Consider the following 18,560-nt stretch of genomic DNA (forward strand, 5'->3'; position numbering starts at 1 on the left):
GGCCTAAGAGGCTGCGGGGTCTGACTTCGAGCGGGCCTCGCGGACCTTCTCGGTCGCGGCGTGCGTGGCATCCTGCGCCGCCTCGGTCAGCTTCTTGCCGACCACCGGGGCGTTCTCGGCCACGAAGTCTTCGGCGGCCGTGACGCCCTTCTGCACGCTCGGGTCATGCCAGACGCGGTCGGCACGGCTCTTGATCTTCTCGTACGACTGGCGACCCGCGCGGGCACCCAGCACGTATCCGGCCGCTAGCCCAGCGACGAACAGGATCTTGCCTCTCATGGGATTCTCCTTCGGGTTCGAGTGACGTTCAGCATTCAACGGTGGCACTCGACCGGCGATCGTGCCCAGATCCGGGGGCGACGCTCGGGTGCCGGGGTACGCGCGGGCAGGTCAGTGGGCCAGAACGACCCACCAGATCAGCAGGAGAGTGGTGAGGAAACCGCAGGCGAAGTTGATGGCCAAGAAGCGCTTCCAGCCGCGATTGGCCGTGTCGGCGTATTCGTCGGAGACGCTCCACCAGGGGGCCACGGTGATCGCGTACGGCACCACGAGCAGAGCGGCGAGAGGCCCCGGCCACTGAGTGAAGAGCATCAGCACCCCGCCGAGCACATAGGCGACGAACGAGAATCGGACGGTGGCCTTGGCACCGATCACGGTTGCGATCGAGGCGATGTCGCCCTCGCGGTCGGCGACGATGTCCTGCACCGCCCCGAAGGCGTGGCTGGCCATGCCCCAGAGGAAGAACGCACCGAGCAGCGCACACAGCTGCGGGGTGAAGTGCGCGCCCGCCAGGACGAGACCGTAGACGGCGGGGCTGACGAAGTGTGTGCTCGAGGTGATCGAGTCGAGGAAGGGGCGCTCTTTGAAGCGGAGGCCCTTCAGCGAGTACGCCACCACGGCGAAGAGACTCACGGCGAGGACGAGCCAGCTGCCCGGGCGTCCTGCCAGCACCAGGAAGACGACGAACGGCACGTTCACCGCCACGACGGCGGTCAGGATCGTGCGGTGGAAGCTCCGGTCGACCATCGCGCCCTCGACGCCGCCCTTGCGGGGGTTGCGAAGATCGCTCTCGTAGTCGAAGACGTCGTTGATGCCGTACATCGCGAGGTTGTAGGGGATCAGGAAGAAGACGATGCCGACGATGGCGATGAGCCAGGGAACCTGCGAGAAGTCGAAGCCCGGCGCGTAACGGATGGTCAGGGTCGACGACACGGCCGCGCCCGCGCTCGAACTCGAGACGATGTCGGGCCGCTTCGCCGCTGCCGTCGCGAGGATGTAGGCGGCAGCGAACGGGAAAGCCGTGTTGATCCAGCTGAGGGGGCGCGAGACGGCGGCGAGCGCGCGGAGAGTCTTCATCGGGCGACCTCCCGTCGCCCACCGACGAGCACCCACAGCGACGGCAGCAGGATCAGCGCCGCCACGGCGTACGAGAAATCTTCCAGCGGCGCGATGCCGATGAAGACGCCGCTGATCTTCGAACGGTCGTAGCCGACGAGGCCGATGCCGATCATGATGTTGTCGAACACGGCCGTCATCACCAGCAGGATGCCGACGGCCACCGCCCACGAGGCCCGTCGCGTCGCTCGCGCCGCATCTTCGCGCCCGCGGGCTCGGCGTCGCGCGACGACGAGTGCGATCACGCCGACGATGACGACGCCCGCGAGGAAGAAGGCGTTCAGGCCCCAGTAGGTCATCGCGCGCTCCGATCGCGGCGGTCGAGGACGGCCTGGGTGACGAGCGGCATCCCGGCCAGCAAGTTCATGGTCAGGTAGCAGAGCAGCGCGAGGAAGAACGGCTCTTCGAGCGGCAGCTCGCGGCCGACCTGGAGGCCGGTCATGAACGAGGTCTCGCCGCGGAAGAAGATGCCGGCGTGGATGCCGAGCACATCCCAGAGCAGGAAGACCGCGATGCCGACGGGCAGCACGACGACGGCCCGGCGCCAGTCGCGCCAGAAGAACAGCGCGAACCGGCGGTCAAGCACGACCATGCAGCCGAGAGCCACGAGGAGGCCGAGGAGGTAGAGGATGCCCACGGTTCTGATTATTCAGGACCTGCCCGCGGCGGGGTCGCGGCCCCGGATGCAGGCACGGGCGCGCTCGGGGTGGGGCCTGAATTGTCGAAGGGGGCAGCGGCCGCCGCGGGGGCGGCCGGTTCGGGCAGCGGCTCGGTGCTGGTGTCGCCGCGGAGGTTCTTGAGCAGCACCTCGGCACTGATCAGGCACATCGGAAGGCCGATGCCCGGGCGCACCGAGCCGCCGACGTAGAAGAGGCCGCGCACCTTCTTCGACACGTTGCCCGCGCGGAACATGGCGCTCTGCGCGAGGGTGTGCGCGGGGCCGAGCATGCTGCCCGACCAGGAGTTGTAGTCGTCGACGAAGTCCTGCGGTCCGCGGGTGCGTCGCAGCCGGATGCGAGAATTCAGGTCGCTCACGCCGGTCCAGTCGGCGATCTGCTGGATCACGGCGTCACCGAGCTGCTCGAGTCGCGTGGAGCCTGAATTGTCGGAACCGGAACCGGAACCGGAAGAGGAACCGGAACCGGGGCCGACGCCACTGCCGAGGCCGGGGTCAGCCGGCAGCGGCACGAGCACGAAGAGGTTCGTCTGGCCGGAGGGCGCGGTCGACGGGTCGACGACGCTCGGCTTGCAGACGTACAGCGACGGGGGCTCGGGGATGCTCTTGGTGGGCCCGAAGATCCGGCCGAAGTTGTCGCGCCAGTCGCGCGAAAAGAGCAACGTGTGGTGCTCGAGCTCGGGCAGCTCGCCCTCGACGCCGAGGTACATCAGCAGAGCGCTCGGGCCGGGATCGCGCGTCTTCCAGTACGACTCGCCGTACGACTGCAGCTCGCGCGGCAGCAGCGCCGTCTCGGTGTGGTGCAGGTCGGCGGCCGAGACGACGGTGTCGGCGAAGGTCGACCGGGCGACGCCGTCGGCATCGGTCCAGTCGACGCCCGTGGCTCGGGGTCGGCGACCCGCAGTGGTCCGGATCCGCGTCACCATCGCGTCCGTCACGATCTCGACACCCGAGGAGACCGCGAGAGCAGCGATCCGCTGGATCACCGTAGTGAGCCCGCCCTGCGGATACAGCACCCGTCGTCGAGGTCGAGCGTCGACATCAGGTGGTACATGCTCGGCGTCTGGTACGGCGACGAGCCGAGGAACACGGCAGGGTAGCCCAGGATCTGCGCGAGCCGCGGGTCCTTGACCGTGCCGGCGACGAACGAGTCGAGGTGCTGCAGCAGGAGCCGGGCGAGGGTCGGGAGACGGGTCACGACGTCGCGCCGCAGCAGGGGGAGCCAGCTCTGGAAGGACGTGTAGAGGAACCGCTCTTTGGCGATGTCGTAGGTCTCGCGAGACGACGCGAGGTACTTGCGCATCCTGGCCCCGGATCCGGGTTCGATCGTGTCGAAGAGGGCGAGGTTCTCGTCGAGGCCGTGCGGGATGTCGACCGGCTGCCGCGAACCCTCGAAGTAGACGCGGTAGCCGGGGTCGAGCGAGACGAGGTCGAGCTGCTCGGCGCTCGAGGTGCCCATGAGGCGGAAGAAGTGGTCGAAGACCTCGGGCATGAGGTACCACGAGGGGCCCATGTCGAAGCGGTAGCCGTCGTGCTCCCAGGTGCTGGCGCGGCCGCCGACCTGCGACGACTTCTCGAGGAGTGTCACCTCGTGGCCCTCGCGGGCGAGCAGCGCGGCGGAGGCGAGACCGGAGATGCCGCCGCCGATGATGACGACGCGGCGGCCGTGACGCGCGACGGACGGGCCGGGAGGCCGGGAGACCGGGCCGGACGCGCTCACGAGAGCCCCACCGGCGTCATGCGACCGGCGGCCGAGACCGCGGCGATCCGCAGCTTGACGGGGTTCGGCACGCGGATGCGCGTGCGCATGAGTTCGGTCGCCGGCGTGACGGCGAGGCGGCGGTTGAGCTCGGCGAAGAGCCCGTGCGCGAGGGCGACCGCCCGTCGCGACGACGAGGGCAGGTGCGGGATGATCGCGCCCGAGACGCGCAGATCGTTGTCGATGTCGGCCACGAGACGGTCCCGCTCGGCGTCGGTGAACGACGAGGGGTCGACGCCGGGGAAGTAGCTGCGGCCGAGCGTCTCGAAGTCGTCGTGGAGGTCGCGCAAGAAGTTGACCTTCTGGAAGGCGGCACCGAGAGCGCATGCCCCGGCTTCGAAGCGGTCGATCGTGCGCTGGTCGTAAGGGCGCCCCGCCGTGAAGGTGCGGAGGCACATCAGCCCGACGACCTCGGCCGAGCCGTAGACATAGGTGTCGAACGACTCCTGCGTGTGCTCGGTCTCACTGAGGTCGCTGCGCATCGACTCGAAGAACGGCGCCGTGAGTTCGGCAGCGAAGCCCGCGGCCCGCGCCGTGCGCGCGAACGCGTGCACCACGAGGTTCGCGCTGAAGCCGCAGGCGATGGCCTCTTCGGTCTCTTTCTCGAGACCGTCCAGGATGCGACGCCTCTCGTCGCCGCCGGCGCCCGCCTCGGACGCGGGGCCGTCCACGATCTCGTCGGCGACCCGCACGAGGGCGTAGATGTTCTCGACGTGCTGACGCACGTCGGCGCCGAGCAGGCGCGATGCAAGGCCGAACGACGTGGAGTAGCGACGGATGACGCCCGCGCTGGTCTCGTCGGCGACGCGGTCGTAGAGGGCCAGGCGCGTCATCGGGTGCGCTCGACGACGGTCTCGATGACCGGCCGGAGCACCTCGCGCAGGTCGCCGGGCACGAAGCTGCGCTCGAGGACGAGCCTGGCGCGGGCGACGTGCTCGGCGATGAGCTGCTCGACGCAGGCCCGCGCCCCGCATGATTCGAGCCGGGAGCGCACATGGTCGGCCTCGGCCTCGGTGAGGTCGCTCTTGCCGATGAAGGGGCGGATGCTGAACCAGGCGTCGGTCGTCGCGGCGTGCGCGATGAGCACGGTGCGCTTGCCCTCGCGGAGGTCGCCGAGCGTCGTCTTGCCGGTCTCGGCCTCGGCGCCGAACACCCCGAGCAGGTCGTCGACGAGCTGGTAGGCGACGCCGATCTCGCGGCCGAACTCTTCGAGCGAGTCGATCACGAAGGGCGGCGCCCCGGCCAGGGTCGCCCCGGCCATGAGCGGCGCCTCGAACGAGTAGACGGCGGTCTTGGCCCACTCCATCGCCAGGATCTCGTCGACGGAGGGCATCTCGGGGGCGAGCGCGAGCTCGACGTCGAGCAGCTCGCCGCCCGCACTGGCGAAGATCGCCTCGTCGAGCAGGTCGATGAGGCTCGAGCGCACGGTCTGGTCGCAGGTCAGGTCGATCAGGAGACGACTGGCCCGGTCAAGGCCAGGTCGCCGGCGATCACGGCGGCGGACATCCCGCGGTGCTCGGCCGCCGGGTGGGGATGCCGGCGGTCGTCGCGCCGTCGCGGTAGCTGCCCGACACGTTGGGGATCCCCCGGCGGGAGAAGTCACGATCGATGACGTCGTCGTGGACGATCAGCGCGGTGTGGAGCAGCTCGAAGGCCGCCCCGACGAGCGCGCACGAGGCGGTGTCGGTGCCACCGAGGCTCTCGTAGGCCGCGATCACCATGCGAGGCCGGAAGCGCTTGCCGCCGACGGAGTTGCGCTCGAGGACGCTCCACAGGTCGACGTATCTCGGGCCGAGTCGCCCGGCCCGGCCTTTCGCCCTGGCGAAGAAGGTGGCCAGAACACGATCCACATGGACGGTCGCGTCGTCGCGGGTAGGGTCGATGGAAATCGCACCCTTCGCCCCCGCATCCCTCGCTCGCGACTCCGCGAGCAGGTGATCACCGTCCATTCAGGCAGACTACCTCTCGATGACACCCGAATCTCAGGCACTTCCTCAGCCGGCTAAGCCTTCCGTCACGAGAATCGACGACGAGCTCGTGGTAATGCTCGATGAAGTCGGAAATCCGTGTGGAACGTACCCCAAAGCGACGGTCCACACGAAAAACACGCCGCTTCACCTGGCTTTTTCCTGTCACGTCGTGAATCCTGAATCGGGGGACATCCTTGTCACCCGGCGAGCGCTGACCAAGGCGACCTGGCCCGGCGTGTGGACGAACTCGTTCTGCGGCCACCCCGCCCCGGGCGAGATGCCGGCGGAAGCCCTCGCGCGTCGCGCCTTCCAGGAGCTCGGCATGGAGGTGACTCAGGTGGAGTCGATCCTGCCGGATTTCCGGTATCGCGCTGTCGACGCGTCGGGCGTCGTCGAGAACGAGATCTGCCCGGTGTTCAGCGCCGTCGCCGTCGGCGAGCCCGACCCGTCGCCCGACGAGGTGGCGGAGTGGGCGTGGATCCCCGCGGCGGAGCTGCGGGCTGCTGTGGCCGCCGCACCGTTCGCCTGGAGCCCGTGGCTCGGTTGGCAGCTCGAGCAGTGGCCGGCGGCGCAGGGCGCGGCCGACCGCCGTTAGTCGCAGGCGAGGTCAGTCGCGGCGGCGCCAGTCGCAGGCGAGGTCAGTCGCGAGCCGACGACGGCTCGGCGCGAGTGTCGGTGCGCACGAAGTTGAGGTGCGACCGCGAGGCGGTCGGGCCGCGCTGGCCCTGGTAACGAGACCCGTACACCGACGAGCCATACGGGTTCTCGGCGGGGCTGGACAGCCGGAAGTAGCAGATCTGCCCGATCTTCATGCCCGGCCACAGCTTGATCGGCAGGGTGGCGACGTTCGACAGCTCGAGCGTGACATGACCGGAGAAGCCGGGGTCGACGAATCCTGCCGTCGAGTGGGTGAGCAGACCGAGGCGGCCGAGCGACGACTTGCCCTCGAGGCGGGCGGCGATGTCGTCGGGCAGAGTGACGAGCTCGTAGGTCGAGCCGAGCACGAATTCGCCGGGATGCAGGATGAAGGGCTCGTCGGGGTCGACCTCGACCAGGTGCGTGAGTTCGGGCTGGTCTTCGGCCGGGTCGATGAACGGGTATTTGTGGTTGTCGAACAGCCGGAAGAAGCGGTCGAGTCGCACGTCGATGCTCGAGGGCTGGATGAGACCCGGGTCGAACGGGTCGAGGCCGATGCGCCCGAGATCGAGCTCGGCCCTGATGTCGCGGTCGGAGAGCAGCACCCGCTCAGCCTACCGGTGGCCTCCTTCGACAATTCAGGCCCCACCGTGCAGGCCCGCGTCGACCACCCCGCAGACGCGCGGGTGCAGACTCGAGGGATGAAGGCCATCCTGATTTCTCGAAGCGGGGGCCCCGAGGTCCTCACCCTCGGCGACGTGCCGGAGCCCACCGTCGGCCCGAACGACGTGCTGATCGACATCGCCGCCGCCGGCATCAACCGCGCCGACGTCGGCCAGCGGCAGGGCACCTACCCGCCGCCGCCCGGTTCACCAGAGTGGCCCGGTATGGAGGTGTCGGGCACCGTCCGGGCCGTCGGCGCCGAGGTGGCCGCCCGTTCTGACAATTCAGGCCCCTCGGTGGGCGACGAGGTCGTCGCTCTGCTGGGCGGCGGCGGCTACGCCGAGCAGGTCGCCGTCGACGCAGGCCTCGTGCTGCCGAAGCCTGGCCCGACCGACCTCGTCGAGGCAGCCGGTCTGCCCGAGGCCGCCGCCACGGTCTGGTCCAACGTCTTCATGCTGGGCGGCCTGAAACCGGGGGAGACGCTGCTCGTGCACGGCGGCACGAGCGGCATCGGGACGATGGCGATCCAGGTGGCTCTCGGGCTGGGGTCGCGGGTCGTCGCGACCGCGGGCTCGGCTGCGAAGGTGGCCTTCATGGAGGGCCTCGGCGCGAGGGGCCTGAATTATCGAGACGAAGACTTCGTCGAGGTCGTGAGGCACGAGACGGGCGGGCGCGGCGCCGACGTGATCCTGGATCTCGTCGGAGGCGACTATCTCGCCCGCAACCTCGACGCCCTCGCGATGGAGGGCCGCATCATGGTGATCGCCAATCAGTCGGGCGCCGACTCGACGTTCGCGCTCGGCAAGCTGATGGCGAAGCGCGGCAGGATCCAGGGCACCACGATCCGCTCACGGCCCCTGCCCGAGAAGGTCGCGATCATGCGCGGGGTCGGCGAGCACATCTGGCCGCTGGTGGAGAGCGGGGCCGTGAAGCCGGTCATCGACGAGGTGCTGCCACTCGAGAAGGCCGCCGACGCCCATCGGAGGATGGATGCCGGCGGCCATGTGGGGAAGCTGCTGCTGCGGGTGAGGCCCTAGGCCGTGGCTCTCGATTGGCAGCAGGCGTGGTGAATTGAGAGAAACGCCCTAGCTGACCCGCGAGTCGTGGCCGGGTCGCACCGGCGACGCCCCCACGATCTCGAGCAGCACCGGCACCCGCGAGCCGCCGCCGAGCACCCGGTCGAGACCGGAGACGACGCCCGACGCGGCCTCGACGACGGGCCCGGGGGCCGAGCCTGCGGTAAGGCGGATCCGCACTTTGAGCGCCGCCGCCCGCTTGAGGCGGTACGACGAGACGTTGACGTTGGCGACGTCGCGGCGGGGCGACAGGGCGTCTTCGATGGCCGACTCGGCGAAGCGTGACGCGATGACGATCTCACCGGCTTCGTCGTTTGCCTCGAGGATGCGATCGGTGTGACCGCGACCGCGGGTCGACGCCGCCACGATCGCGATGATCACCACGATGAGGCAGAGGATCGCGAGCAGCCACGGCAGGTAGCTGCCGTGCAGTGAGCCGATCCCTGCGATCGGGGTGTCGGCGAGCGCGGTGGCCTGGGAGTCGCGCCACTGCCCGACCGTGTCGCGCACGGAGTTCGCGCCGGGCAGGGCGACGAGCACGAGCGCCACGCCGACCGCCAGGGTGATGAGCCCGGTGATGACGAGGAACAGGCGGTTGAGGAACCGGTTGGTGGAGGTCATGCGCCGAGCCTTCCTGCGTCGGAGACGCGAACGTGCGGCGTGATGGCCGGGGTGTAACGGCCCTCGTCGAGCTCGGCCCGCGCTGCGGCGAGCACGGATTCGTTGTCGGCACCGGCACCCGAGGCGGGAGTGATGGTGATGCGGGCCGAGTTGCGAGACACCCAGGCGTTGACCTGGCCAGGGGCGAGCGAGCCGGCGAGCCGCGCTCGGCGCGCCAGCGAGGCGGCCACGACCTGGTCGTCGACGACGACGGCGACGCGGGGGTCGTCGATCGTGTGCCGCCCACGGCGGCCGGCGGTGATGCCGACGATCACGAGGATGAGCCCGACGATGCCGGTCACGATCCCGACCGCGATGACGAGGCCGCCCTGGTGGGTGGACGCCGTGACCAGGGTCGCGAGCGAGTCGAGCGGAGAGAAGAGCAGAGCCTTCAGGCCGAGCCCGGCGTAGACGGATTCAATGCCGACCCAGGCGCTCACGATGACGAGCGCGATCAGTACGATCACGGCGGCGCCGGAGCGCGACGAGTGGGTCTCGCGGCGAAGGATGCGGCGGTAGGCGCGCGTCTCGGGCACTGCGGCGACGACGGGTGCGTCGGGGCGGGAGGGGCGAGAAGGTGTTTCGGTGGCGCTCATCGCACTCGTCCTGTCGTGGTCTTCGGGCTGCGGCTCGCCGTCACGGTCACGTCGACGCGAGACACGGCACGCCCGGTGATGGTCAGGATGCGACCCGTCACCGTCTGCTGCAGGGTGCGGATCGTGCCGAGCACCCCGCCGTCGGGCACCACGACGTCGGCCGACAGGGCGGGGACCGAGACGGGCGTCGACACCCGGAGTGCCAGGCGCCCGTCGTCGTCGCGCGCATCGACGTGCACGTCGTGGCGGTCGACGGCGAGAGCGTCGGAGACGACCGCGCTGCCGACCTTCTGCAGCACTCGCGGAGCGATGCTGATGTGGCCGGGAACGCGGGGGCCAGAGGTGGCCGCCGGGGAATCAGGATCCGGCGACCACCCGTTGAGAACCGCCCCGGGGGCTCCGTTGCCAGGAGCGGCGGTCTGGGTGTCGGTCATGACGAGGAACGCCGCCCGCGGATGACGTCGACGAGATTGGACACGTCGAGCTTGCCGCTGACGATCCGGCCGACGATGGCGCCGACGGCCATGAACACGGCGACGAGGATGAAGGCCCAGAAGCCGAAGGCCACTGCGACGACACCGAGGATGGCGCCGATGACGACGCCGAAGACGGTGGTGCTCATGCGACGCGGCTCTCGGCGGACTGGGTGCTGTCGTCGTCGTCGTCACCGGGGATGTGCACGTCGTTGATCGCCACGTTGACCTCGGCGACCTCCATGCCGACCAGCTGCGTGATCGCCTGGGCGACCGCGCCGCGGACCTGCTCGGCGACGGCATTCATCGGGGTGGGGTACTCGACGACGATGGTCACGTCGGCGGCGACCTGGGTCTCGCCCACCTCGACACGCACGCCCTGGGTGAGGTCGGTCGAGCCGATCACGTCGCGGATGGCGCCGAAGGCACGAGCCGCGCCGCCGCCCAGGGCGTAGACACCGGGGACCTCGCGGGCGGCGATGCCGGCGACCTTCGAGATGACGTTGTCGGCGATGACCGTCTTGCCGGGGGCGACCGTGCCCACGTCCGTCGTGGCGGCCGAGACCGTCGTCACGGGGGTGGTCGGCTTGTCGACGCGGCTCGTCGTGGGGGTCGGGGTGCTGGCGGTGGTGGAAGCCGGGATCTTGTCAGCCATGGTGATGCTCCTTCAGTCGAGAGTGTGTGGAGTCGGCACCTGTTCGTGCCGCTCAGGGATAGGACGCATCCCGATCCTGAATCGTCACGGAATTGTCTCGACTTTTTTTCGGAGGCCCTTTTTCGCAGGCGGATGGAGTTGTCTGAATGCGTGAACGCGGCCGAGATCGTCCCCGCCTCGAGCGGCTCCGAACGGGAGCGGGCCGACCCGCTGCCGGCGGCGTCGGACGGGCTGCTCGCGAAGCGGGCGTCGGATGGCGACGAGCACGCCTTCGAAGTGCTGCTGCGTCGCCACCTCTCTCTCCTGACCGCCTATGCCACTCGGCTGACCGGATCACGCGTTGACGCGTACGACGCGGTGCAGGAGGCCTCGGTCGCCATCTGGCGCGAGCTGCCCCGGTTGACGACGCCCGACGCGGTCAAGGGCTGGATGATGCGGATCGTGTCGCGCAAGTCGTTCGACCTGATTCGCTCGCGAAAGCCCACCGCCGATCTCGACGACGAGGCCGTCGTCGCACAGCTGCCCGTCGACCACGCGTCCGACCCCCTGCTGATCTCGACCAACGCCGACGCGATGGCCGGGCTGAAGAGCGCGCTCGGCCGGTTGCCCGCCCTGCAGCGGCAGGCCTGGCTGCTGCGCGAGGTGGGCGGGGAGTCGTACGGTGAGATCGCCGATCATCTGGGGATCAGCACGCCGGCGGCGCGGGGCCAGCTGGCCCGTGCCCGCGAGACACTGACGAGAGAGATGGAGGCCTGGCGATGAGCGACCAGACCGTGACGCTCGAACGCCTGGCCGACTACCTCGACCGAGGCCGCCGGCCCTACGACCCCGTGATCGAAGACGACCCGTCGAACGCGATGCAGCTCGCGACCCTCGAGCGGCTGCGCGTGCTCTCGGGGCGCCTCGTGGCCGACGAGGCCGACGAGGTGCCGCCTCCCGACCCGAGCTGGTTCAGCGGGGTGATGGATCGCGTGCGCCAGGAGGCCCGCTCGGGGCGCGACATCCCCCTCGGCTCGGACGACCGCTTCTCGGTCTTCCACATGACCGAGGGCGCCGTGCGCGGCCTCATCCGTGAGGCCGGCGACGGCATCGACGGGGCCGTCGTCATCTCGGTCGCTCTGAGCGGCGACGTGGCCCTGCCCGGCGCCTCCGTGCGCGTCGAGGTCACGATCAGCGCGCTGAAGGGCGAGTTCGTGCCGCTCATGGCCGACGATGTGCGGCAGGCCGTGGCGCTGCAGCTCGCCCGCCAGACCGAACTCGTCGTCGAGGCCGTCGACATCGTGGTCGGCGACATCCACCTGCTCGAGGTGTCGTCATGATCGACGTCGACGCGACACGGCTGCGCCTCCTCGCCGACGAGGTCGAAAGCGCTGTCTCGGCAGTGCCCGGGGTCGTCAGGATCCAGGGCCGCCCGGGGGTGGGCCGGCTCGCCAAGCGTCTTTTCACCGGGCTTTCGGCTGGGCCCGGGGCCCCCGCCCAATCCGAGATCCTGCTGGATGTCACGCCCGCCGCCACTCTCGCGGTGCTCGATCTCGTGGTCGACGGCGCCTACTCGGCCCCCGTCGTGGTGCGCGAGGTTGCTTCGGCGATCGGCGTGCTGGTCGGGCTCGAGGGGTTGCCGCTCGCCTCGGTCGACGTGCGGGTGGTCGCGGTCACCTGAGCGGTGCGGTGCGCGGCTGTGCGGTGCGTGGCTAGGCGGTGCGTCGCTGTGCGATGCGTCACGACAATTCAGGCTCTGCCCGTCTGGGCCGACGCAGGAAGGCCGAAAGGTCACGGCAGACGCGAGAGCGGCCTGAATTGTCGAGTGTTCGGCGGCCCGGGGAGCCAGTTGGCAGTCTCCGGGCCGTCGGGTCTATGGACCGGTGGGCCGGCGGGTCTCTGGGCCGTCGGGTCGGTGGGTGGTGCGGCTCAGGAGGCGGCGCGGAGCTGACGGAAGCGAGTGCCGTGATAGACGAGCGGCTCGCGCCCCTCGCCGACGCGCAGCGAGGTGACCTCGAGCACGACGACGTGGTGGTCGCCGGCCGGGATCGTGCTGCGCACGACGCACTCGAGCCACACGGCCGCGTCGTGCACGAAGATCGCTCCGCTGTCGGCGGTGTGCACGTCGAGCCCGGCGAAGCGGTCGCCTTGGCGCGACGAGAGCTGGTAGCAGGCGGCGTCGTGCTCGGAGGCGAGGATCGAGATGCCGATGCGCTCGGCTGCTTTGAGGGTCGGCCAGGTCGACGACGAGTTCTGCACCGAGAACATCACCATCGGCGGGTCGAACGACACCCCCACGCTGAACGACGAGGCGACCATTCCGACCTTGACCCCGTCGATCTCGGCGCACAGGGCGGCGACCCCGGAGGGGAAGGCGCCGAACGCCCGCTTGATCGTCGCGGCGGCGTCCTCGTCGAGAACGCTGCGCAGGGTGGTGCGGTCGGAGATGTCGATGACCATCAGGCGCCTTTCGTTGCGAAGGTCGCGCCGGCGGAGGCCAGCACGACGTTCTTCCACTGTCCGAGCCAGCCGGCGTAGGCGTCGGGTTCGGCGTAGGCATTCTCGTTGAGGTAGAGGCCCTGCGTCGGGCACGTCGCGCCGAGCTCGACGAGCACCGGCTTGAGGTGCACCTCGGGGCGAGAGCGTGGGCGGGGCCCGCGCCGAGCATGAGTGGCACGACCGTGACGCCGGCGAGGCCCGTGGCCCCGGCGATCTGGTCGAGGAAGCACTTGAGCACACCCGTGTAGGTGGCCTTGTAGGTCGGCGACGCGACGATCACGAGATCGCTGCCCGCCACAGTCTCGACGGCTGCCTTCACGATGTCGTCACCCCAGCCGAGAAGGGACGGCCCGAGGGTGACGACGTCGACCTCGCTCGTGGCCGGCTGACCTGTGAGCGACTCGGCGACGTGGTGCGCGGCTTCGAGCGTGCGCGAGGCCGGCTTGGGGTTGCCGGCGACGACGGTGACGATCATGGGCGTCCTTTGCTGGTCAGTGGGTGAGACCAGTACACGCCCGGCGCATTTCGCCGGCGTGGCCCGACGATTAAGCCTTGATTGCGCCACCGCCTGCGCCACTCCGCCGCCCGTCGGCGGCAAAAAGGCCGATCAGGATGCCATGGGTCGCTTTTACGCACACCCGCTCGTCGATTGCGCCGCTGATTCGTGGGCTCAGGCGGGCTTCGGTATGCTGATGAGGTCGCACCCTGCGGGGTGCCGTGCGCGAGTGTAGTTCAATGGTAGAACTTCAGCTTCCCAAGCTGATAGCGCGGGTTCGATTCCCGTCACTCGCTCTCTTTGATGGCCTCCGTTGGTCGTTTCTCGAGGTAAGTGAGACTTCTCTCGGAGTACTTGAGACTTTTGACCAGAACTCGCGGCATTTGCCCCTATTTGGGAACAATTGGCGAAGGTCTTCGGGATGATTGCCGGTCACAGTGTCGGCCTCCCCAAGATGCGGTAGCCGTGCTGTCGGCCTGGGGCTCCTCCGAGCAAGGATCAGCAGAAGGCCATTGATCGAGTGCGCGTGGAACGCCTGCGCGAACTCGAGAAACGCAGTCCACCGGTCGGAGTCGCGCAGCTGCTCGACCTGATTCGCGATCGAGGCGTGCAGGGCTTCGGCCTGGGCCTTCTTCTCCTCGATCGTCTTGGCGGGCTTGCGGGTGGTCGTCTTCTTGGTGCGAGTGGTGGTGCTCATGGTTTCTGCTCCTCGTCTGGATCGGTGAGGATGAGAGGCGGGAGGGGGCGAATACGGTTCGCCCCCTCCCACCTGGTGTCTCTCGGGGTTGGTGCGGGTCAACGTGTCCACGAACGTCACGAGTTCCGCGCCGGTGATCGTGGCGGTGTGGGTGTTCCGCGATTGTCCAACCTGGCTCGCAAAGCCTCGATTGACGAGTTGTCCCCCGACAAGACGCGCTCAGGTCAGGGCCGGTTCGCGGATTCTTGCCAGGGTGACGCTTACGAACACGGTGATGGCGTCATCCGTGGGCGCGCTGAAGTCGGCTTCCTGCGACCAGCGCAGGTACCAGTAGCGGTCGAGACCCAAAAGAAGGAATCGCACTGTCTCGATCTCGAGATCGGTCGGCACGAAGGCGGGCCCTCGGGCGCTTCGTACCGTGATACGTGCGAACTCTCGAATGACGTCGGCGAAGTCCTGCCCCAGGGAACTGTCGATGACGTTGGCCTGGTAAGCGACGGCGGCGGCGGGACCCTCCGCGCTGCTGAGTGCCGGGAATCGGCCGAGCCAGACCTGGATCGCTCCGTGGTCTGCGGGATCAAGCGAGCCCAGGTCTCGGTAGTAGTTCTTCCACACCTCGACATTGCGGAGGCCGTCACCGGAGTGACCCTCATCGCCCAGTGACGCCGAGCTCGACGAGTGGAGGGGCCGGGGCGTCGACCCTTATGTGCTCGACCTCGCCGACGACGACTACCGCACGCTCCCCAGCGATTTCGACTACGTCGTCCACACGGCGGCGGCGGTCTACCCGAAGAGCTTCGAGGACGGCATGCGTGCCAACGCGGAAGCCCCAGCGCTGCTGATGAAGCACGTCCGAAGACGATCCCGTCCCGACCGTGAACTGGTCCGGCGACGTGCAGCTGAAGGCCGAGGAATGGATCGGCTACCTGGGCGAGCTCGTCGGTGTGGAGCCCGTCTATTACTACGACGACACTCTCGCCCTGCCCGGTGGGGCGCCCAGTGCGGAGTATCGGAAGACCATCACCGGGCCGGCGACCGTGAGCTGGCAGGACGGCCTGAAGAGGATCGTCGACTTCTGGGATCCCCGGATCCGCGAAGAGCAGCACGTCTCCCGCACCTCCTGATCGACGAAGGAGTCGAAGGAATCCCAGGCAGGCACTGAAGAATGAGTGGCCGAGCATCGAAGGAGAACCGTGATTTCACCGAAGAACGCCCTGGTCCTGGCAGGAGGAGGGTTGCCGGTATCGCCTGGGAGACCGGGTTCCTCCGCGGGCTCGACGATGAGTCGCCCGGTCTCGTGGACCGCATCCTGACCCGGTCGACGACCCTGATCGGCACATCCGCCGGGTCGACCGTCGCCGCCCAGATCGCTGCCGGGAACAGCATTCAGGACCTCTTCGAGCGGCAGATCGCCTCGACATCAGCAGAGCTGAACACCACGGTCGATCTGGCCCAGATGGGCGCCGTCGTCGCCGAGGCGATGACCGGAGTCACATCATCGGAGCAGCTGCGTCAGAGGATCGGCGCGCTGGCCGTGGCCAGCGACACACCGGCCCCCGCAGTGCGGCGCGCGGTCATCGAAGCGCGCCTGGGCACCGAGAACTGGTCGGACTGGCCGTTGCTCATCGCGGCGGTCGACACCGGCACCGGTGAGCTCCGCGTCTTCGACAACACCTCGGGCATCAGCCTGGTCGACGTCGTCGCGGCCAGCTGCGCCGTTCCCCTCGTCTGGCCTCCGGTCGAGATCGAGGGGCACCTCTACATGGACGGCGGAATCCGATCGATCGGAAACGTCGACCTCGCCGCCGGCGCCGAACAGGTTCTCGTCCTCGTCCCCTCCGCGGCCGACTCGCCGCTCGGGCCCTCCGTGCCCGACGAGGAGCTGCAGGCCCTGTCTCCCGCCCGCGTGCACGTGGTCGTGGCGGATGCCGCGTCGCTGGAAACCATGGGCGTCAATCCGTTGGATCCCCGGTCGCGGATTCCCTCTGCCCGGGCCGGGCGCGAGCAGGGGAGACGTCTCGCGGCCGAGGTCGACTCTTTCTGGAAGTGACCTGGCTCTGAGCACCACGGAGCGACGTCGGTCCGGTTCGGACGGGCGTCGCCTCGTCTCGTGCAGTCGGTATTCGGGCTGAGTCTAGAAAGTTCGCATCTGCTCGAGGCCGGCCACGCTCACTGGCGGACGCCGGCGCGCGATAGCGCACCATCGCCGGTCACCCTCCGCACTGCCTGATTGTCATGGTCAGACCTGAAGCGTCCGAAGTGAGGACTCGATGGGCAGGAGCTCGTAAAGACAATCCCCCGTCGTGCTGGGCCGAGCCGTCGGAGGCGCTCACGCCGGACCTCTCGCGTGCGGCACCGCAGGCGCCCACATGGGAACGTCCAACGCTCGCGCTTTATGGGGCGATGGTGAGTGGTTCGCCGGGAGCTATGACCTTGACGGGGACGTCGGGGACGAGGCGTCGGGCTGCGTCGACGAAGAGGGCCGGGTTCTTGTCGCTTTTGAGGAAGAGTCGGTCGCCGATCCTCCCGCCGGTGAAGGCGTAGTGCTGCGGGACGGCGAGCTTCGGGCGGAGGACGGAGGTGAGTTCGGCGGCTTCTTCGGCGTTCATGACGACCTGCTTGTTGCCGGCCATCCGGATGTGAAGCCCGTTGACGGGAAGGAGGGCCACGTCAAGGGGCCCGAACCGGTCGGTGAGGGTGAGCAGTTCTGGAATGAGGAGGGTGTCTCCCGCGAAATAGACGCTGCGCCCGCCGCTGGTGATGACGTAGGTGACCTCGTGGACGCCGTGCTTTCCGGGGGCGGCGTTGATGGTGAGATCGCCGACCTGAGCGGTCTCCCAGGCCTCGAGGGCGCGAACGTTCGTGAAGCCGGCCTTGCGGGCCTTCTCCGCGACCGGGCCGGCGACGATCATGGGCACGTTCTTATCGCGGTAGCGGCGGAAGGAATCGAGGTCGCAGTGGTCGTAGTGCTCGTGGCTGATCACGACGGCGTCCAGGTGCGGGAGGTCTTCGGGCATCATCGCGATCGGCTCCCCAGGGTTGTAGAGGGGGCGTTGGGAGAACCAGGGGTCGGTCAGGATGATCTGCCCACCGATCTCGATCAGGTGGCAACTGTGGGTGATGCGCGTGATAGTCAGCGACTCGGTCATTGTCAGGCCTTCGCGGGGGTGCGGACGGGGGTGATGACGCGTCGGCTGAGACGCCAGTGGCCGTCCTGGCGTCGGAGGGTGTCGGCGTGGGTGACCGCGTGCAGCGACCCGTCGGCCATGATCATGAGGCCCTTCGACTGAGCTGAAGCGTTGTCGTCGTCGACACCGGTGATGAGGATGTTCGTCACGAAGTGCGCCAGCGGCGCGTGACCGCTCTCGCTCATTCGGCCTGCGGCGACACGGATGGTGTCGATGCCTTCGAACACTCCGATGCCGGACGCCCTCATGTCATAGACCGCATCGGGAGTGAACAACTCGTCGAGACGGTCGAGCTGATTCTCATCGAACAGGTGGGCGTGAAGAGCGAGGATCTCGGTGATGTCGAGACGGTCATCGGTGCTGAACATGATTATTCCTTTTCGCCGGGCGGAGTGGATCTCCACTGTCTGGTACTCAGTACCGTAGCGCATTGAGTACCGAAGCGCACTGAGTTTCTCCGGGGTATGCTCGTCCCATGTCCGATCTGACAGCTACGTCGTCGTCTCTTGTGGAGCGCAAGCGTCAGCAGATGCAGCAGCGCCTTCTCGAGGCCGCGGACGAGCTCTTCTCGGCGAAGGGCTTCGACAACGTCTCGGTCACGGACATCGCCGCGCGCGCCGACGTCGGGCGGACCACGTTCTTCCGTTACTTCGGCGACAAGCAGGAGGTCGTGTTCGCGAAGCAGCAGCAGATGCTGGATGCGATCGCCCGCGCGGGCCAAGACGCGTCTGTCGGCTCCGCGGCCACACCGGCGGAGGCTTTGGAGCAGTTGCGTCCCATCGTGCTGGGTCTCTGCGAGCAGGCGACGGCGGACCCCGTGTCGTATTCGCGGCATCTTCTCCTCCTGGAGGAGCACGTCGACCTCCGTGGCCGAGACGCCCTGAAGGTGCAGGAGATCGCGTCCGCGCTCGGCAAGGTCCTCATCGCCCGCGGCACCGCCGAGGGAATCGCCACATTCTCATCCCACATGGCATTGGCCTGCTACCGGACAGGGAAGGACCGTTCCCTCATTCCCTCTTCTCTTCGCGAAGAAACGAATGCCGCTTTTAGTGAGGCTCTTGCGCTCGGCCGCTAATCGCGGCCCGGACTGGTTCCCGAGAGGCACCGACCTGAGTGCCCCCGGGGCATCGCCTCGCGGCCGA

Annotated in this window: 25 protein-coding genes, 1 tRNA gene and 3 pseudogenes; 9 read left to right on the plus strand and 20 right to left on the minus strand. The window is 68.6% G+C overall.

Annotated features, from left to right (window positions below; all coding sequences use genetic code 11):
• Positions 1 to 3: 3 nt before the first annotated feature.
• The 8 genes and pseudogenes from AX769_RS02540 to AX769_RS25630 form a co-directional block, all read right to left on the minus strand.
• On the minus strand, positions 4 to 279 hold the full coding sequence (locus AX769_RS02540; protein WP_066275598.1) for a hypothetical protein: 276 nt from the start codon (positions 277 to 279) through the stop codon (positions 4 to 6).
• Between the two features lie 111 nt (positions 280 to 390).
• Positions 391 to 1,356 (minus strand): prenyltransferase, encoded by a 966-nt coding sequence (locus AX769_RS02545; RefSeq protein WP_066275602.1) that lies wholly within the window; start codon positions 1,354 to 1,356, stop codon positions 391 to 393.
• Positions 1,353 to 1,694 carry a lycopene cyclase domain-containing protein gene (locus AX769_RS02550; RefSeq protein WP_066275607.1) on the minus strand — a complete coding sequence of 114 codons (342 nt, stop codon included), beginning with the start codon at positions 1,692 to 1,694 and terminating at the stop codon, positions 1,353 to 1,355. The genes AX769_RS02545 and AX769_RS02550 overlap by 4 nt, the downstream gene beginning before the upstream one ends.
• A complete protein-coding gene (locus tag AX769_RS02555; protein WP_066275611.1) occupies positions 1,691 to 2,032 on the minus strand; it encodes a lycopene cyclase domain-containing protein in 342 nt (113 codons plus the stop codon). The genes AX769_RS02550 and AX769_RS02555 overlap by 4 nt, the downstream gene beginning before the upstream one ends.
• An 8-nt stretch (positions 2,033 to 2,040) precedes the next feature.
• Positions 2,041 to 3,920 (minus strand): annotated as a pseudogene (gene crtI, locus AX769_RS02560) (phytoene desaturase family protein); the annotation flags it as partial.
• Positions 3,917 to 4,663: pseudogene (locus AX769_RS24980) on the minus strand (phytoene/squalene synthase family protein); the annotation flags it as partial. The pseudogenes AX769_RS24980 and crtI, both read right to left, overlap by 4 nt.
• A complete protein-coding gene (locus tag AX769_RS02570; RefSeq protein WP_255359414.1) occupies positions 4,660 to 5,256 on the minus strand; it encodes a polyprenyl synthetase family protein in 597 nt (198 codons plus the stop codon). The pseudogene AX769_RS24980 and the gene AX769_RS02570, both read right to left, overlap by 4 nt.
• Before the next feature lie 64 nt (positions 5,257 to 5,320).
• Positions 5,321 to 5,779, minus strand: coding sequence for a polyprenyl synthetase family protein (locus tag AX769_RS25630; RefSeq protein WP_255359415.1), 459 nt, complete (start codon positions 5,777 to 5,779; stop codon positions 5,321 to 5,323).
• Between the two features lie 94 nt (positions 5,780 to 5,873).
• Between AX769_RS25630 and idi the strand changes: the two genes are divergently transcribed.
• Complete coding sequence (gene idi / locus AX769_RS02575; RefSeq protein ID WP_066275614.1) at positions 5,874 to 6,395, plus strand: isopentenyl-diphosphate Delta-isomerase; 522 nt, start codon at positions 5,874 to 5,876, stop codon at positions 6,393 to 6,395.
• A gap of 43 nt (positions 6,396 to 6,438) precedes the next feature.
• On the opposite strand, the gene dcd is transcribed toward idi, so the two are convergent.
• On the minus strand, positions 6,439 to 7,041 hold the full coding sequence (gene dcd, locus AX769_RS02580) for a dCTP deaminase (protein WP_066275616.1): 603 nt from the start codon (positions 7,039 to 7,041) through the stop codon (positions 6,439 to 6,441).
• Between the two features lie 96 nt (positions 7,042 to 7,137).
• Between dcd and AX769_RS02585 the strand changes: the two genes are divergently transcribed.
• Complete coding sequence (locus tag AX769_RS02585; RefSeq protein ID WP_066283100.1) at positions 7,138 to 8,136, plus strand: NAD(P)H-quinone oxidoreductase; 999 nt, start codon at positions 7,138 to 7,140, stop codon at positions 8,134 to 8,136.
• A 48-nt stretch (positions 8,137 to 8,184) separates the two neighbouring features.
• Here AX769_RS02585 and AX769_RS02590 read toward each other — a convergent pair whose 3' ends face one another.
• Genes AX769_RS02590 through AX769_RS02610 form a run of 5 tightly spaced genes read right to left on the minus strand, consistent with a single transcriptional unit; the run spans position 8,185 to position 10,559 of the window.
• On the minus strand, positions 8,185 to 8,796 hold the full coding sequence (locus tag AX769_RS02590) for a hypothetical protein (RefSeq protein ID WP_066275619.1): 612 nt from the start codon (positions 8,794 to 8,796) through the stop codon (positions 8,185 to 8,187).
• Positions 8,793 to 9,431: a hypothetical protein gene (locus tag AX769_RS02595; protein ID WP_066275621.1), complete on the minus strand. Its 639-nt coding sequence runs from the start codon at positions 9,429 to 9,431 to the stop codon at positions 8,793 to 8,795. The genes AX769_RS02590 and AX769_RS02595 overlap by 4 nt, the downstream gene beginning before the upstream one ends.
• Positions 9,428 to 9,865 carry a hypothetical protein gene (locus AX769_RS02600; protein WP_066275624.1) on the minus strand — a complete coding sequence of 146 codons (438 nt, stop codon included), beginning with the start codon at positions 9,863 to 9,865 and terminating at the stop codon, positions 9,428 to 9,430. Before AX769_RS02600 ends, AX769_RS02595 begins: the two co-directional genes overlap by 4 nt.
• Entirely contained in the window at positions 9,862 to 10,053 is a 192-nt protein-coding gene (locus AX769_RS02605) for a DUF2273 domain-containing protein (RefSeq protein WP_066275627.1), read from the minus strand. Before AX769_RS02605 ends, AX769_RS02600 begins: the two co-directional genes overlap by 4 nt.
• Entirely contained in the window at positions 10,050 to 10,559 is a 510-nt protein-coding gene (locus tag AX769_RS02610) for an Asp23/Gls24 family envelope stress response protein (protein ID WP_066275638.1), read from the minus strand. Before AX769_RS02610 ends, AX769_RS02605 begins: the two co-directional genes overlap by 4 nt.
• Positions 10,560 to 10,709: 150 nt before the next feature.
• On the opposite strand from AX769_RS02610, the gene AX769_RS02615 reads away from it, so the two are divergent.
• Genes AX769_RS02615 through AX769_RS02625 form a run of 3 tightly spaced genes read left to right on the plus strand, consistent with a single transcriptional unit; the run spans position 10,710 to position 12,219 of the window.
• Positions 10,710 to 11,321 (plus strand): RNA polymerase sigma factor, encoded by a 612-nt coding sequence (locus AX769_RS02615; protein WP_239451916.1) that lies wholly within the window; start codon positions 10,710 to 10,712, stop codon positions 11,319 to 11,321.
• Positions 11,318 to 11,878 carry a hypothetical protein gene (locus AX769_RS02620; RefSeq protein ID WP_066275639.1) on the plus strand — a complete coding sequence of 187 codons (561 nt, stop codon included), beginning with the start codon at positions 11,318 to 11,320 and terminating at the stop codon, positions 11,876 to 11,878. Before AX769_RS02615 ends, AX769_RS02620 begins: the two co-directional genes overlap by 4 nt.
• Positions 11,875 to 12,219, plus strand: coding sequence for a hypothetical protein (locus AX769_RS02625; RefSeq protein ID WP_066275640.1), 345 nt, complete (start codon positions 11,875 to 11,877; stop codon positions 12,217 to 12,219). Before AX769_RS02620 ends, AX769_RS02625 begins: the two co-directional genes overlap by 4 nt.
• Positions 12,220 to 12,467: 248 nt before the next feature.
• Here the strand turns inward: AX769_RS02625 and AX769_RS02630 are convergent, their stop codons facing one another.
• From AX769_RS02630 to AX769_RS24990, 3 genes and pseudogenes are all read right to left on the minus strand, one after another.
• On the minus strand, positions 12,468 to 12,998 hold the full coding sequence (locus AX769_RS02630) for a flavin reductase family protein (protein ID WP_066275643.1): 531 nt from the start codon (positions 12,996 to 12,998) through the stop codon (positions 12,468 to 12,470).
• Entirely contained in the window at positions 12,998 to 13,168 is a 171-nt protein-coding gene (locus AX769_RS24985; RefSeq protein ID WP_239451917.1) for a hypothetical protein, read from the minus strand. Before AX769_RS24985 ends, AX769_RS02630 begins: the two co-directional genes overlap by 1 nt.
• A 68-nt stretch (positions 13,169 to 13,236) precedes the next feature.
• Positions 13,237 to 13,512, minus strand: a pseudogene (locus AX769_RS24990) (NADPH-dependent FMN reductase); the annotation flags it as partial.
• Positions 13,513 to 13,758: 246 nt separating this feature from the next.
• Between AX769_RS24990 and AX769_RS02640 the strand changes: the two are divergent.
• Positions 13,759 to 13,829, plus strand: a tRNA-Gly gene (locus AX769_RS02640).
• A gap of 620 nt (positions 13,830 to 14,449) precedes the next feature.
• On the opposite strand, the gene AX769_RS02645 is transcribed toward AX769_RS02640, so the two are convergent.
• Positions 14,450 to 14,845 (minus strand): hypothetical protein, encoded by a 396-nt coding sequence (locus AX769_RS02645; RefSeq protein WP_066275647.1) that lies wholly within the window; start codon positions 14,843 to 14,845, stop codon positions 14,450 to 14,452.
• A 260-nt stretch (positions 14,846 to 15,105) separates the two neighbouring features.
• Between AX769_RS02645 and AX769_RS02650 the strand changes: the two genes are divergently transcribed.
• Together AX769_RS02650 and AX769_RS02655 are read left to right on the plus strand one after the other, a co-directional pair.
• Positions 15,106 to 15,354 carry a hypothetical protein gene (locus AX769_RS02650; RefSeq protein WP_066275648.1) on the plus strand — a complete coding sequence of 83 codons (249 nt, stop codon included), beginning with the start codon at positions 15,106 to 15,108 and terminating at the stop codon, positions 15,352 to 15,354.
• 41 nt (positions 15,355 to 15,395) lie between these two features.
• Positions 15,396 to 16,280, plus strand: coding sequence for a patatin-like phospholipase family protein (locus AX769_RS02655; RefSeq protein ID WP_204249301.1), 885 nt, complete (start codon positions 15,396 to 15,398; stop codon positions 16,278 to 16,280).
• 343 nt (positions 16,281 to 16,623) lie between these two features.
• Here the strand turns inward: AX769_RS02655 and AX769_RS02660 are convergent, their stop codons facing one another.
• Complete coding sequence (locus AX769_RS02660) at positions 16,624 to 17,379, minus strand: MBL fold metallo-hydrolase (RefSeq protein WP_066275658.1); 756 nt, start codon at positions 17,377 to 17,379, stop codon at positions 16,624 to 16,626.
• Positions 17,380 to 17,381: 2 nt separating this feature from the next.
• Positions 17,382 to 17,786 (minus strand): nuclear transport factor 2 family protein, encoded by a 405-nt coding sequence (locus AX769_RS02665; RefSeq protein WP_066275661.1) that lies wholly within the window; start codon positions 17,784 to 17,786, stop codon positions 17,382 to 17,384.
• A gap of 107 nt (positions 17,787 to 17,893) precedes the next feature.
• Between AX769_RS02665 and AX769_RS02670 the strand changes: the two genes are divergently transcribed.
• Positions 17,894 to 18,493, plus strand: coding sequence for a TetR/AcrR family transcriptional regulator (locus tag AX769_RS02670; RefSeq protein WP_066275664.1), 600 nt, complete (start codon positions 17,894 to 17,896; stop codon positions 18,491 to 18,493).
• Positions 18,494 to 18,560: the final 67 nt, after the last annotated feature.

Origin of the sequence: Frondihabitans sp. PAMC 28766 (assembly GCF_001577365.1) — a bacterium.
In the GTDB taxonomy this organism is placed as follows: Bacteria; Actinomycetota; Actinomycetes; order Actinomycetales; family Microbacteriaceae; genus Frondihabitans.